The sequence below is a fragment of the Nitratidesulfovibrio liaohensis genome (genome assembly GCF_011682075.1).
GTDB classification, from domain to species: Bacteria; Desulfobacterota; Desulfovibrionia; order Desulfovibrionales; family Desulfovibrionaceae; genus Cupidesulfovibrio; species Cupidesulfovibrio liaohensis.
Window position 1 is genome coordinate 1 of the sequence record NZ_VSMK01000676.1, and the last position, 13051, is coordinate 13051.

Genomic DNA, 13051 nt, shown 5'->3' on the forward strand with positions numbered 1-13051 from the left:
CTACGCCGGGCTGGCCGCACTGGCGGGCCGCCCCGGCGCGGCGCGCGGCGTGGGGCAGATCATGGCGCGCAACCCGTGGCCGCTGGTCATTCCCTGCCACCGGGTATTGGGCGGCTCTGGCCGCAACATCCGGCTGCATGGCTTCGGCGCGTCCGGCCTGCCCATGAAACGCTGGCTGCTGCTCCTGGAAGGGGCCATCGACGACACCATGAAGGACTGACGCGGCCCATGCTGGACAAGACCACCCTCATCGCCACGGTGTGCGAACGGCTGCCCCGGCTGGAAACGGGCCACTGCCTGGACCTGCGCACCTACAAGCGTAACCGCTCCGTGGCCATCGTGCGCACCGGGCCGGACAGCTACGACGTGTTCGAGGCGGGGTTCCACGAGGAAACCTGGACCGGACTGACCGCCGATGCGGTGCGCCGCCTGCTGAAGACCCTGCTGAAACGCGAATTCCCGCGCAGCCACAAGGTGCGCCTGTACACCCTGCCCAGCCGCGAGGCCGCCAACGTGAACCGCATGGGCCACGGCGCGGGGAAGTTTGGGGAGTAAATCCCTCCGGCTCAGCCCGTGGAAAACGAGACGGCCAGCGCTCCCGATTGCGCTGGCCGTCTTGTTTGGAGGTGGCGGTGGTATGCCGAGACTTCCCTTGCGGGCTGCCCCGTCCGGAAACGTCCGCAATGCGGGCGCAGCCGGTGCCGCCGATGTGCACGTGCGGTATGGGCACGAGCACATAACAGATGAAGGCACAAGCTTCCTTGTGCCTTCAGGGAGCCGGACACCCGGCCACAACCGTTACCGCTGCTTCCTTTCGGACCTGACGGGGTTGGCGGCGTTGCCGCCGTCCGGCTCCCGATCTGTCATCAAGCGGAAAAATACTGGCGGAGAGGGAGAGATTCGAACTCTCGGTACGCTGTTAACGTACACACGATTTCCAATCGTGCTCCTTAGACCAGCTCGGACACCTCTCCGTGCGAGAGGCAGTGTCTAGCAGACGCCGGGGCAGCATGGCAAGCGAAAAGTGCGGGTTGGTCACCAAACCTTTGCACGCTGCTCCGCAGAGGGCACTTCGGTGGAATCGGGGCGAAGTCGCGCGGCCTCACCGTTGCCCCGTAACGCAAGGCCAGACGCCCCGTAATGCTGCCCTGCGCGGCATGGCGAACAGACACGACATACTCAGCATGACCGGCACGACTGGCATGACTGGCACGACTGGCACGACTGGCACGACTAATAGGCCTTGCAGGCATGGCCGGTCTGGCCGGTCCGACAACCTGCCTGTCTCTCAAATCTCCCGGCCCGCCACAACGCCCGCAGGCCGCCCAACCCACCTACTTCCGCTCTTGGTCATGCCGCGCGCGGCACGCCGCCCCATCTTCCGTCCCGGCACGCTCCCGGCGCACCCGTGGCGGGCCTCAGCACCCGCCGCCAGAGGGCAGAAAGCGCCCGGCCACCACTACCCACACCACCAGAACGGCCACCAGTATCAGAATATCCCACATGGAGAATTGCTCCTTGCGTACGGCTGCCGAAGCGGGCGCGTCATACCCGCCATCTCCGGCGCTTCCAAATCCCTACGCCCGCCCCTTCCGGACGGCAACAGCGTGAGAATACCGTAACCGTGGCGTGACGCGTTTCCCTGCAACAGCGTAGCCGTGGAGTGCGACAATCACCCCGCCTTTCCCCACCCACCCCGTGCGCCATCCCCCCCCACACCAAAACAAAAGGCCCACCCTTGCGAGTGAGCCTTTGCGAATAAACTGAAGCCGTAGCGACGCGGAGGGGCTGGCCACACTGCGGAGATTTCGTTCTCCGGCAAGGAAGGCGAGTTCCGGGCGAGAGGAGTGTATTCTTCCATACTCGACTCTCGCACGGAACGAGCCTGACGCTTTGCTCTCGATGGCCGTAAGGCTCGCAAGCTCGCCTAACGGCCACGCTTCGCGCCCTCCGGGTCGGTCCGCCGGAGGGCGCAAGAACGCAGCGTGACCAGACCCTGCCTAGATGCCCATGACATTGTACCCGGAATCCACAAACATCACCTCGCCCGTCACGGCGGACGACAGGTCGGATGCCAGGAACACGGCGGCGCGACCCACGTCCTCGGTGGTCACGTTGCGGCGCATGGGCGAATGTTCCTCGATGTGGTCCAGGATCTGCTTGAAGCCCGAAATGCCCGAGGCGGCCAGGGTCTTGATGGGACCAGCGCTCAGGCCGTTGATGCGCACGCCCTTGGCGCCAAGATCCACGGCCAGGTAGCGGACGGAGGCTTCCAGCGCGGCCTTGGCCACGCCCATGACGTTGTAGTTGGTGATGACCTTCTGCGCGCCGTAGTAGGTCATGGTCAGCACCGAGGCGCCGGGGTTCAGCAGCGGCTCGAAGGCCTTGCACAGCGCCACCAGCGAGTAGGCGGAAACGTCCAGCGCCAGCTTGAAGCCGTCGCGGGTGGTGTCGATGTAGCGGCCATGCAGGTCGTCGCGGTGGGCAAAGGCCACGGAATGGACGATGACGTCCACGGTGCCCCACTTTTCGCGCACCATTTCGGCAGCGGCGGCCACCTGAGCGTCATCGGTGACGTCACAGGGGAAGGTGAAGTCGCCGCCCAGTTCCTGGCAGATGGGCTCCACGCGCTTCTGGATGGCCTCGCCCACGTAGCTGAAGGCCAGCTGGGCGCCATGATCCTTGAATTCCTTGGAAATGCCATAGGCAATGCTCTTGTTGTTGGCCACGCCGAAGATCAGAGCCTTCTTTCCTGCGAGCAGCATGCGGTTCTCCCTGTTGTTCTGGGTAGATGGCAAAAAACGGGAATGCGGCGCGCGGCGCGGCATCCCGGCGTGCGGCGGCGCGGTGTCCTTCCCCGAAGGGCCCTCAAGAACACCGCGCGCCTGCGAAATACTGGCAAACTAGGATTTTTTTCCGCTGGCTAGGAAAACAAGCCCGTCATGAGGGAGTGCGGCAGCCGTTATGCGAGCCTTCGAGCATTACGGATGGCGACCGCAGCGCGCACTCTTCTCGTATATGACCGACATGGCGGGCGAAGTTTGACCTCGTTGCGCACGATGTCCGTAAGGCTCGCAAGCTCGCCTGACGGCCACGCTTCGCGCCCTTCGGGTCGGACGCCAGCGGGAAAAAGGACAGTTTGCCGCAGCCTAGACGGCCAGCTTGGAGCCGGTCAGAATCTCGTACGCCTCGCGGTACTTCTTCCCCGTCTCGGCAATGACGTGCTCCGGCAGGGCCGGGGGCGGCGGGGTCTTGTCCCACGGCTGCGAGGCCAGCCAGTCGCGCAGGTACTGCTTGTCGAAGCTGGGCTGGCCCTTGCCGGGCGCGTACCCTGCGGCGGGCCAGAAGCGCGACGAATCGGGGGTCAGCACCTCGTCGATCAGGATCACCTCGCCATCCACCAGCCCGAACTCGAACTTGGTGTCGGCAATGATGATGCCGCGCCCTTCGGCGTATTCACGCCCCTGCGAGAAGATGGCGATGGAAAGTTCCTGCACCCTGGCGGCCAGGTCGTCGCCCAGCAGCTTAGCGGCCTGCTCGATGCTGATGTTCTCGTCGTGTTCGCCCAGTTCTGCCTTGGTCGAAGGGGTGAACAGCGGGGTTTCCAGCTTGGCCGATTCCAGCAGCCCGGCGGGCAGCTTGTGGCCGCACACCGTGCCGGTGGCCTTGTAATCCTTCCAGCCGGACCCGGTGATGTGCCCGCGCACGATGCATTCCACCGGCAGGGGCCTGGCCTTCTTCACGATGACGGCGCGGCCTTCCAGCATGTCGCGGTAGGGGGCGAGCGGCGCGGGAAAGCGGTCCACGTCGTGTTCGATCAGGTGGTTCTTCACCAGCCCGGCGAAACGGTTCATCCAGAACAGGGTGATGCTGTTCAGGATCACGCCCTTGTAGGGGATGGGCTCGCCCATGATCACGTCGAAGGCCGACATGCGGTCGGTGGTGACGATGAGCAGGGTCTGTGCGTCGATCTCGTAGATGTCGCGGACCTTGCCCCGCGAAAGCAGCGGGTATTCCTTGATGTCGGTTTGCGTGACGACCTGCATGTATCTTCCCTTGTCTTCCCTATGTCTGGGGTTGTCTTCGGTTGTCTTCTGATACGGGGGCGATGCCGCGCGATGCCTTGCGGCGCCACGCTTGCTGATGCCTACAAGCCCGGGCGCCCTGCCGCGCGTGCGCGGGCCGGGGCCGCCGGGCCCTTGGATACGATAACGCGGGACGGGTGCGCCGTACAAGACGGGCGACCCGACCAGCGCGCACCCTACCGGATGCGCGCCAAAAAATGCCAGCGGGGCAGGATGGACGTATCACCCGCCACGCCGTGGCGGCAAAACGCCCCCGGTCCGCCGCTACCTGTTGCGCGATTCCGCCGAGCGGGCGTGCGCCTCCAGCCCTTCCAGCCGTGCCAGCCGCGCGATGGACGCGGCATGCCCGCGCGTGAACGCGGCGGTGGCCGAAATGACGCTGGTGCGCTTGCAGAAGGTCTGCACCGAAAGGGCCGACGAGAAACGCGCGGTGCCCATGGTGGGCAGCACGTGATTGGGGCCGGCGTAGTAGTCGCCCACCGGTTCCGGCGACCAGCCGCCCAGGAACACGGCCCCGGCATGGCGGATGGTGCCCAGCAGCGCCCACGGATCCTTGGTCAGCACTTCCAGATGCTCCGGCGCCACCTTGTTGGTGATGCCGATGCCGGTGGCCATGTCGGGCACCACCACGATGGCGCCCCAGTCGGCCAGCGCCTTGCGGGCAATGTCCGCGCGGGGCAGCGTGTCGCACTGGGCGACCAGTTCCAGCTTCAGCGCGTCCACCAGCGCGGGCGAATCGGTGATGCAGATGGACGAGGCCAGCGGGTCGTGCTCGGCCTGCGACAGCATGTCGGCGGCCACCCAGTCGGCGCGGGCGGTGTGATCGGCAAGGATGAGTATCTCGCTGGGCCCGGCGATCATGTCTATGCCCACCCGGCCTATGAGCAGCCGCTTGGCCGTGGTCACCCAGATGTTGCCCGGCCCGGCGATGACGTCCACGGGGCGCACGGTTTCGGTGCCGAAGGCCAGCGCCGCGATGGCCCATGCGCTGCCCGCGCGGTGCACCTCGGTAATGCCCAGATGATGCGCGGCGGCAAGAATGAACGGGTTCAGCGTGCCGTCCTTGCGGGGCGGCGAAATGACGGCGATTTCCGGCACCCCGGCCACCTGGGCGGGGATGGCGTTCATCAACAGGCTGGAAATGAGCGGGGTGTTGCCGCCCTGCCCGCCGGGCACGTACAGCCCGGCGCGGTCCACGGGGGTGACCATCTGGCCCAGCACGGACCCGTCGGGCCGGGTGGTGAACCACGACCGCTCCTTCTGCGCCTCGTGAAAGGCGCGGATGTTGGCGGCGGCTTCGGCAATGATGGCCCGGTCGTCGGGACCGACCTCTTCGAGGGCGGCGGCGATTTCGTCTTCACCCACGCGGATGCGCGCGGCGTCGAAGCCGGGGCAGTCGAAACGGCTGGTGTAGTCGGCCAGGGCGGCATCGCCCCCGGCGCGGACGGTATCCAGAATCTCGCGGACGGCGGGTTCCACGGTGTCGCCGGGATTGTCGCGTCCCGCGAGCAGGGCCTGCAGTTCCTTCCAGTCGTCCACCGACCGGAGGAAGAGCGTACGGCAAGGCATGGCGGCCTCCTTGAGAGTGCGACCTGTAGCGGCGGTGTGCGTCGGGGTGCCGCGCGGCGGAGGGCCAACTGTGGCTGCCTGCGCGCACGGACAGCAATGGATGTGTCCGCGCCACATACCGGAGCGCCGGGCAAAAGTCGAGAGTGGCGCACTGACGCACGGTTCGACCCTTCGGATGCGGCGGGCCGGATGGGCCGGATGCGGCGGGCCAGTGACGGGCGGACGGGGTGAACCGAGCGGACGGGGGGGACAGGGGGGACAGGGGAACCGGGGCCGGGGGGAAACGGGGGGAAACAGCGGGCGCAGTACGTGCAGGGGCCACTCCGCAGGAGTTACGCCGCCCGTCAGCTCACGTTCAGGATGACCGAAAACACGTTGATCAGCACCCACACCGGGGTGCCCACGGCCAGGTCCAGCGCGCGCACCCTGTCGGATGTGAGCACCGAACAAATCTCGGTGCCGTCCGCAAGCCTCGCCACCGCTTCCGCCGTGGCCGCGCCCACCACCACCTTGACGATGGTGGCCGGGTACACGTTGCCCGCCGTGGACGACGGGGCCTCGCTGCCCACGGTCAGCACCACCCACGGGGCCTTCACCTCTGCCGCCGCGAACACGCCGGGGCGCAGGCCCAGGTTGTCCAGACTGTCATTGGTGATGACCGAGGCCACCCGGATGCCTGACGGCGTCTGTACCGAGACAACCGACTGCACGTCGCCGCGCACCACCGCGGCGATGCGCCCGTAAAAGGCGTTGCGCGCGCTGGTGCGGCGGCGCTGCTCGCGGTCCAGCGCGTGGCCCACCATGCGCTGCATGTCCTCTGTCGAAACGTCGATGTACGCCGCCGTCAGGCTGGCCGTGGAATGGCCCAGCAGGCGCTGCACCACGGGCAGCGGCAGACCGGAGCGCAGCAGTTCGATGGCACGCGAGCGGCGCAGGGCGCTGGGGTTGGCAAGGTCCGGGGCAAGGTCGCATTCGTGGGCGCGCTCGTAGAACTTGCGGCGCACGTGGGCCTGGTCCACGGCGAAGGGGTGTTCCCCCTCGCCCGCCACGGCCTCGTCCAGCAGGTCGGCAAGCTGGGTGACGAGGTCTGGCGGCAGTTGCACCTCGCGCTGCGGCTCGCCCAGATAGGCCACGCCGCGCGCCGTGTCGATGTCGCGGATGGGGGCAAGGGCCAGCACCTCGCCCAGGCGCGCCCCGGTGTGACGGATGAGCAGGAACACCAGCAGCATGCGCAGGCGCGAGCGGCGCACGTCGCCCCGCGCCGGGCGGGCGGCCCACAGGCGGAAGGCTTCTTCCAGCCGGGCCAGTTCCACCGTGTCCAGATACTTCACGTCGTCGGGGATGGAGAGCATGCCCGCCGGGTTGTGGCGGCGTTCCGCCACGTTTTCGGCCAGCGCTTCCCAGATTCGTTCGAGGCTGTCGTCCTGTCGCATGGGTGTCCCGTTGGTTGCGTGCGCGTGGTGCCGGATGCGGCCCGTCCGTTGCCCGAATTTCCATCATATAGGCGCAGCCGCGCGAAAATCAAAGCCGAGATTCCTTTCGCACACAGACATGGAAATAAAATAATCCGTGACAACGGACCATCCGTGCGCTATCTTTTCATTGACACGAAGATTATAAAAAACGTGTCAGCAAGAGTCAAAAAAACAGCCGGACAAGGCAACCGCACCGGCCAGCAGGCCTGCTACCCTCCCGGCCACCCAACCGGTCCTGTCAGCCAAGCGCTCCCATCGCCCTACCCACCCCGACATCCCGACACAGGAGGCCACCATGTACTTCCCCGTCGCAGGCATACACGCGGAACCGTGGCTACCGCCGCTGGTGGCCTTCGTGGTGTCGTTCTTCATGTCCATGGGCGGCGTGTCGGGCGCGTTCCTGCTGCTGCCCTTCCAGATGTCCTTTCTGGGCTACGTGAACCCCTCCGTCAGCGCCACCAATCAGTTCTACAACGTGGTGGCCATCCCCAGCGGGGTGTACCGCTACATCCGCGAAGGGCGGATGGTCTGGCCGCTGACGTGGGTGGTGATCATCGGCACGCTGCCGGGGGTGCTGATAGGGGCCTTCGTGCGGGTGACGTACCTGCCCAACGCGCGCGACTTCAAGCTGTTTGCCGCGTGCGTGCTGGCCTACATCGCCCTGCGCATGGTGCGCGACCTGACGAAGAAGAAGGCGGGCAACGGCAAGGCCACGGCGGAGGAAAAGTTCCGCGCGCTGGTGCGCACCCACCGCGAAAAGGCGACGGCGGAAGGCAGGAACCCGGACGACCTGCCCGCCGTGTGCATGAACGAGTGCTGCCTGTCGCGCATTTCGTACAGCTTCTACGGCGAAACCTACAGCTTCCGCACCGTGGGCATCTTTACCCTGAGCTTCATCGTGGGGATCGTGGGCGGGGTGTACGGCATTGGCGGCGGGGCCATCATCGCGCCGTTCTTCGTCTCTTTCTTCGGGCTGCCGGTGTACACCGTGGCGGGCGCGGCCCTTATGGGCACCTTCGTCACCTCGGTGGCGGGCGTCACCTTCTACATGGCCATCGCGCCGCTGTACCCGCACATGTCCGTGGCCCCGGACTGGACGCTGGGCCTCTTGCTGGGCATTGGCGGCATGGCGGGCATGTACCTGGGCGCACGCTGCCAGAAGCACGTACCCGCAAACCTGATCAAGTGGATGCTGTGCTGCATCCTGCTGTTCACGGCGGGGAAGTACGTGGTGGAGTTTTTCAGGTAGATCGCAAGCCGCGGCATTCCGGCATAAAGTCATTGACGAAAAGGGGGGTACCGACGGGTGCCCCCTTTTCCTTGCCGCCGACACAGGCTCCCCCTTGCCTTTTACCCCGCTCCGTGGTGATGGTGTGCCCGCCGGGCGGCCTCACCCGGCCAGTCCGGAACCCCGCGCAAGGAGCCCTGCAATGCGCAATGCCGTGCCGCGCGTGGCGGCCATCCACGATCTTTCCGGCTTTGGCCGCACCTCGCTCACCGTGGCCATACCCGTGTTGTCCGCCATGGGCGCACAGGTGTGCCCCATGCCTACCGCCGTGCTGTCCACGCACACGGCGGGCTTCACCGGCTACAGCTTTCTGGACCTGACCGACCAGATGCGCCTGTTCCTTGACCACTGGCAGGCCCTGAACCTGAAGTTCGACGCGGTGTACAGCGGCTTTCTGGGTTCCCCGTCGCAGGTTGACATCGTGGCCCGGTGCATCGACATGTGCCGGGTAGAGGGCGGCCTTGCCGTGGTGGACCCTGTTCTGGGCGACAACGGCCAGCTGGAACCCACCATGGACATGGAGATGGTGCAGCGCATGCGCTGGCTGGTGCGCAAGGCAGACATCATCACCCCCAATTTCACCGAAGCCGCCCTGCTGCTGGACGAGCCCTACCGCGAATCCATCTCCACGGCAGACCTGATGGTCTGGCTGCGCCGCCTGACGGCCATGGGGCCGCGCGTGGCGGTGATCACCAGCGTGCCGGTGGCCGGGCATGCGGGCGTCAGCTCCGTTGCGGCCTACCACAGCACCCACGACAGGTTCTGGAAGGTGGATTGCCAGTACATCCCCGCCCACTATCCCGGCACGGGCGATACCTTTGCCAGCGTGCTGACCGGCAGCCTGTTGCAGGGCGACAGCCTGCCCATTGCCATGGACCGCGCCGTGCACTTCGTCACGCTGGGCATCCGCGCCACCTTCGGGCACAATTCGCCCAGCCGCGAAGGCATCCTGCTGGAGCGGGTGCTGGACACCCTGCGTGCCCCGATAACCGTGAGCAGCTACGAACTTCTGGAGGACGAGGACCGATGCAAGTAGACGGCCCCGCGTGCGGCACCGCCGCCACGGGCTACGACCATGATGGCGCGGAGGCTTCCGCCCCCGGCACATCCGTCCCAGACGCCGCGCACCTGCCCATCGGCATGTTCGATTCGGGCGTGGGCGGCCTTACGGTGCTGAAGGCTCTGCGCACCCGCATGCCCTGCGAGGACATCCTGTACCTGGGCGATACCGCCCGCCTGCCCTACGGCACCAAGAGCGCGGAAACCATCACCCGCTACGCCGTGCAGGCCGCGTCCAAGCTGGTGCAGCGGCGCATCAAGCTGCTGGTGGTCGCCTGCAACACGGCCACGTCGGTGGCGCTGGACGCCCTGCGCGCCGCCAACCCCGGCCTGCCGGTGGTGGGCGTGGTGCAGCCGGGCGCGCAGGCGGCCTGCCGTGCCTCGCGCCGGGGCAACATTGCCGTCATCGCCACGGAATCCACCATCCGGGGCCGCGCCTACCACAAGGCCATTCACAGCCTGCGGCCCGACGCGCAGATCATCGGGCAGCCCTGCCCGCTGTTCGTGCCGCTGGCCGAGGAAGGCTGGGTGGACGGCAAGATCGTGGAAGACATCGCCGCACGCTACCTGGACCCCATCTTTCGCCCCGCGTCCGGTAGCGACACGCCGGAAACGCCCGACTGCCTGGTGCTGGGCTGCACCCACTTTCCGCTGCTGGCGCGGGCCATCCGTAACGTCATCGGGCCGGAGCCGGTCATCGTCGATTCCGCCGCCACCACCGCCCTTGCCGTGCAGGCGGAATTGCAGGCCGCCGGGCTGGTGCGCCCCCTGCGCACGGGGCCGGGCGGCAACGAATGCGGCGAAGCCCGCTTTCTGACCACAGACGACGTGCCCCGCTTCGTACGCACCGGCGGGCTGTTCCTCGGCACGGCCATTGCGCCGGACGAGGTGGAGTTGGTGGACTTGTAGTCTGCGCGACACGCAGCCGCCGCGCGGCTGTGGCATGAAAACGCAAGGCAGCGTACCGTAAGGCACGCCCCCAGCTTCCGCCGCACGGCAAACATCACGCACTTTCCGGAGGTCACCCCCATGGCGCACAAGCCATACGCTCCCATCCCCATGGTGCCCGGCCCGGTCACCCTGCACCCCGCCGTGCTGGTGGCCATGACCCGCGACTACGGCTCCGGCCAGATCGAGCCGGACTACCTGAAGCTGTACGCGGAAACGGGCCGCAACCTCGCGCAACTCATGGGCACGCAGCATGACGTGGTGCTGATGACCGGCGAAGGCATGCTGGCCCTGTGGGCCGCGCTGAAAAGCTGCCTCGTGCCCGGCGACAGGGTGCTGTCCGTGGGCACCGGCGTGTTCGGCGACGGCATCGGCGACATGGCCGCGTCCATCGGCTGCGAGGTGCTGAAGGTCTCTTTGCCGTACAACGAAACCATCGACGACCTGACCGGCATCGAAGACGCCATCCGCAGCTTCAAGCCCAAGATGCTTACCGCCGTGCACTGCGAAACGCCGTCCGGCACGCTGAACCCGCTGGCCGACCTTGGCGCGCTGAAGCAGGCCTGCGGCGTGCCGCTGTTCTACGTGGACGCGGTGGCCAGCGTGGGCGGCGCCCCCGTGCAGGCCGACGCCTGGCACGCCGACCTGGTGCTGGGCGGTTCGCAGAAGTGCCTTTCCGCCCCGCCGTCCATGAGCTTTCTGTCCGTCAGCCCGGCGGCGTGGGAGGCCGTGGAGGCCGTGGGCTACCAGGGCTACGACGCCATCGCCCCCTTCCGCACCGTGCAGCAGGATGGCCGCTGCCCGTACACCCCGTACTGGCACGGCACCGCCGCGCTCAACGCGGGCGCGCTGGCCATCCTGAACGAAAAGGGCGGCATGCAGGGGTGCTTCGACCGGCATCGGAAAGTTGCCGAACGCTGCCGCGCGGGCCTCGCCAAGCTGGGCGTGGAACTGTGGACGGCGGAGGGCGCGGTGAACTCGCCCACGGTGACGGCGGCCCTTGTGCCGGAAGGCTTCACGTGGCCGGAATGGCGACAGGGCCTGCGCGAACGCGGGCTGATCGTGTCCGGCAGCTTCGGCCCCATGGCGGGCAAGGTGTTCCGCCTTGGGCACATGGGCACGCAGGCCACCGAAGCTCTGGTGGACGCGGCGCTGGATGTCATCGAAAGCGTGATGCAGGACTGAGGAATAGCAGGGAAGGGACGAAAGAAAGGCGCGCCCCGGAATGCGGCAAGCCTGCGGCAACTTGCCGAACATTCCCTCAGCTAGCCCCTGAAAAATAACATGAACGCCCCCGGCGCACAGCATGTGCCGGGGGCGTTTTTCGTCCACATCATGAGGCAGGGGAATGAATAGGGCCGGGTGGCCCTGCCCTTTCCCTCGCTTACCGCAACAATTCCTCCACCTCCGCCGCGCAGGCCAGATAGCGCGCCCTGGTGGCCTCGTCCTTGGCCAGGTCGGCCCGCTCTTCCAGAATGCGCGCGAAACGCAGCCGCGCCTCGCCCACGGACACCACCAGCCCCGGTTCCTCCACCATGTCCGCCAGCTTGTCGGCGTAGATCACCAGCTTTTCTTCCAGCGAGGCCAGGCTGAAGTCGCGCGGCGGCAGGCCGTAGTGGGCAGCCTGTTCCAGCGGCACGCCCGCGCGCACATGCTTTTCCATGATGTCCAGTACCGCGTGGGGCAACCCCAGGTGCCTGCCCAACCGTGCCCCTTCCACCCCATGCAGGATGCCGTCGGTGCGCACCTTGCCAAGGTCGTGGAACAGCGCGCCCAGCGCCACCAACGTCAGGTCCACAGCCACGCGGGCCAGGCAGCCCAGCCCCACGGCAATGCCCGCCACCAGACGCGAATGGGCGATGTCCGCTTCCGTCATGCCCGCCTCGCGCAGCAATTCCACCTGTGCGTTGTCGTGATATGCGTTCATGTCGCTACTCCTGCCCGCACAGGGTTCCGTAATCGCAGCCGCGCATCACCGCCAGGAACCACGGCACCGAGCACAGCAATACCCCGGCGATGATGGCGAACGCCGGGCCGTAACCCAGTGCCCCCACCAGCAGGCCGCCCAGCAGCGGGCCGGAGGCGTGCCCCACATCGAAGATGGTGCCGAACACGCCCATGGCCGTGCCGTAATGGCGGGCGCGGCACAGGTCCGCCACCAGCGCGGCGGACGACGAGGTGACCAGCGCCTCGCCAAAACCGAACACCAGGCACGCCCCGGCCAGCGGCCAGAAACCCGTCAGATGCGGCACCGCCGCAAAGGGCACGGCACATGCCGCCACGCCCGCCACGATCAACCCGCGTCGCCCAAGCATGCCGCGTGCGTCGGATGCCCGACCCAGCAGCGGCTTGGCCAGCAGGGTGGTCACCACCTGCACGGCCCACAGCAGCCCGGCCTGCAACGGGGCCAGACCGGCCACGGTCACCGCGTACACCGGCAGAAACGCCTCCAGCGCGCCCATGCTCATGTTCTGCACGCCCTCCATGGCCGACACGGCCACCACCCGCCGGTCGGACGCCACCTCGCGGATGCCGGAGGCGAACTGTCCGAGCCGGGCGCGAAACCCGCCGGATGTTGCCGGGGGGGTGCTCTCCCCCCCGTCGCGCAGCACCCGCCAGCCCAGCGC

At 67.3% G+C, this 13051-nt stretch carries 12 protein-coding genes, 1 tRNA gene and 1 other RNA gene; 6 read left to right on the plus strand and 8 right to left on the minus strand.

Annotated features, from left to right (window positions below; genetic code table 11):
* Both FVW27_RS17630 and FVW27_RS17635 read left to right on the plus strand, forming a co-directional pair.
* The coding region (locus FVW27_RS17630; protein WP_167127711.1) for a methylated-DNA--[protein]-cysteine S-methyltransferase at positions 1-220 on the plus strand (220 nt) is incomplete at its 5' end.
* 8 nt (positions 221-228) lie between these two features.
* A complete protein-coding gene (locus tag FVW27_RS17635) occupies positions 229-555 on the plus strand; it encodes a hypothetical protein (RefSeq protein WP_167127714.1) in 327 nt (108 codons plus the stop codon).
* A gap of 210 nt (positions 556-765) precedes the next feature.
* Here FVW27_RS17635 and ffs read toward each other — a convergent pair.
* The 6 genes from ffs to FVW27_RS17665 form a co-directional block, all read right to left on the minus strand.
* An RNA gene (gene ffs, locus FVW27_RS17640) (signal recognition particle sRNA small type) lies at positions 766-861 on the minus strand.
* A 21-nt stretch (positions 862-882) separates the two neighbouring features.
* Positions 883-974, minus strand: a tRNA-Ser gene (locus FVW27_RS17645).
* Positions 975-2000: 1026 nt separating this feature from the next.
* On the minus strand, positions 2001-2765 hold the full coding sequence (locus FVW27_RS17650) for an enoyl-ACP reductase FabI (RefSeq protein WP_167127716.1): 765 nt from the start codon (positions 2763-2765) through the stop codon (positions 2001-2003).
* A gap of 384 nt (positions 2766-3149) precedes the next feature.
* Positions 3150-4046, minus strand: a complete 897-nt coding sequence (locus FVW27_RS17655) for a phosphoribosylaminoimidazolesuccinocarboxamide synthase (RefSeq protein WP_167127719.1) — start codon at positions 4044-4046, stop codon at positions 3150-3152.
* A gap of 303 nt (positions 4047-4349) precedes the next feature.
* Entirely contained in the window at positions 4350-5654 is a 1305-nt protein-coding gene (gene hisD / locus FVW27_RS17660; protein ID WP_167127722.1) for a histidinol dehydrogenase, read from the minus strand.
* A 344-nt stretch (positions 5655-5998) separates the two neighbouring features.
* The gene (locus FVW27_RS17665) at positions 5999-7087 is read right to left on the minus strand and encodes a TOBE domain-containing protein (RefSeq protein WP_167127726.1); all 1089 of its coding nucleotides are present in this window, start codon (positions 7085-7087) and stop codon (positions 5999-6001) included.
* 337 nt (positions 7088-7424) lie between these two features.
* On the opposite strand from FVW27_RS17665, the gene FVW27_RS17670 reads away from it, so the two are divergent.
* The 4 genes from FVW27_RS17670 to FVW27_RS17685 all read left to right on the plus strand — a co-directional run bounded on the left by FVW27_RS17670 (position 7425) and on the right by FVW27_RS17685 (position 11609).
* On the plus strand, positions 7425-8378 hold the full coding sequence (locus tag FVW27_RS17670; protein WP_167127728.1) for a sulfite exporter TauE/SafE family protein: 954 nt from the start codon (positions 7425-7427) through the stop codon (positions 8376-8378).
* 181 nt (positions 8379-8559) lie between these two features.
* Positions 8560-9453 (plus strand): pyridoxamine kinase, encoded by an 894-nt coding sequence (locus FVW27_RS17675; protein ID WP_167127731.1) that lies wholly within the window; start codon positions 8560-8562, stop codon positions 9451-9453.
* On the plus strand, positions 9444-10385 hold the full coding sequence (gene murI / locus FVW27_RS17680; RefSeq protein WP_167127734.1) for a glutamate racemase: 942 nt from the start codon (positions 9444-9446) through the stop codon (positions 10383-10385). The genes FVW27_RS17675 and murI overlap by 10 nt, the downstream gene beginning before the upstream one ends.
* A 120-nt stretch (positions 10386-10505) precedes the next feature.
* The gene (locus tag FVW27_RS17685; RefSeq protein ID WP_167127737.1) at positions 10506-11609 is read left to right on the plus strand and encodes a pyridoxal-phosphate-dependent aminotransferase family protein; all 1104 of its coding nucleotides are present in this window, start codon (positions 10506-10508) and stop codon (positions 11607-11609) included.
* A 199-nt stretch (positions 11610-11808) separates the two neighbouring features.
* On the opposite strand, the gene FVW27_RS17690 is transcribed toward FVW27_RS17685, so the two are convergent.
* Together FVW27_RS17690 and FVW27_RS17695 are read right to left on the minus strand one after the other, a co-directional pair.
* Positions 11809-12351, minus strand: coding sequence for an HD domain-containing protein (locus FVW27_RS17690; RefSeq protein ID WP_167127739.1), 543 nt, complete (start codon positions 12349-12351; stop codon positions 11809-11811).
* A 4-nt stretch (positions 12352-12355) separates the two neighbouring features.
* The coding region (locus FVW27_RS17695; protein ID WP_167127742.1) for an MFS transporter at positions 12356-13051 on the minus strand (696 nt) is incomplete at its 5' end.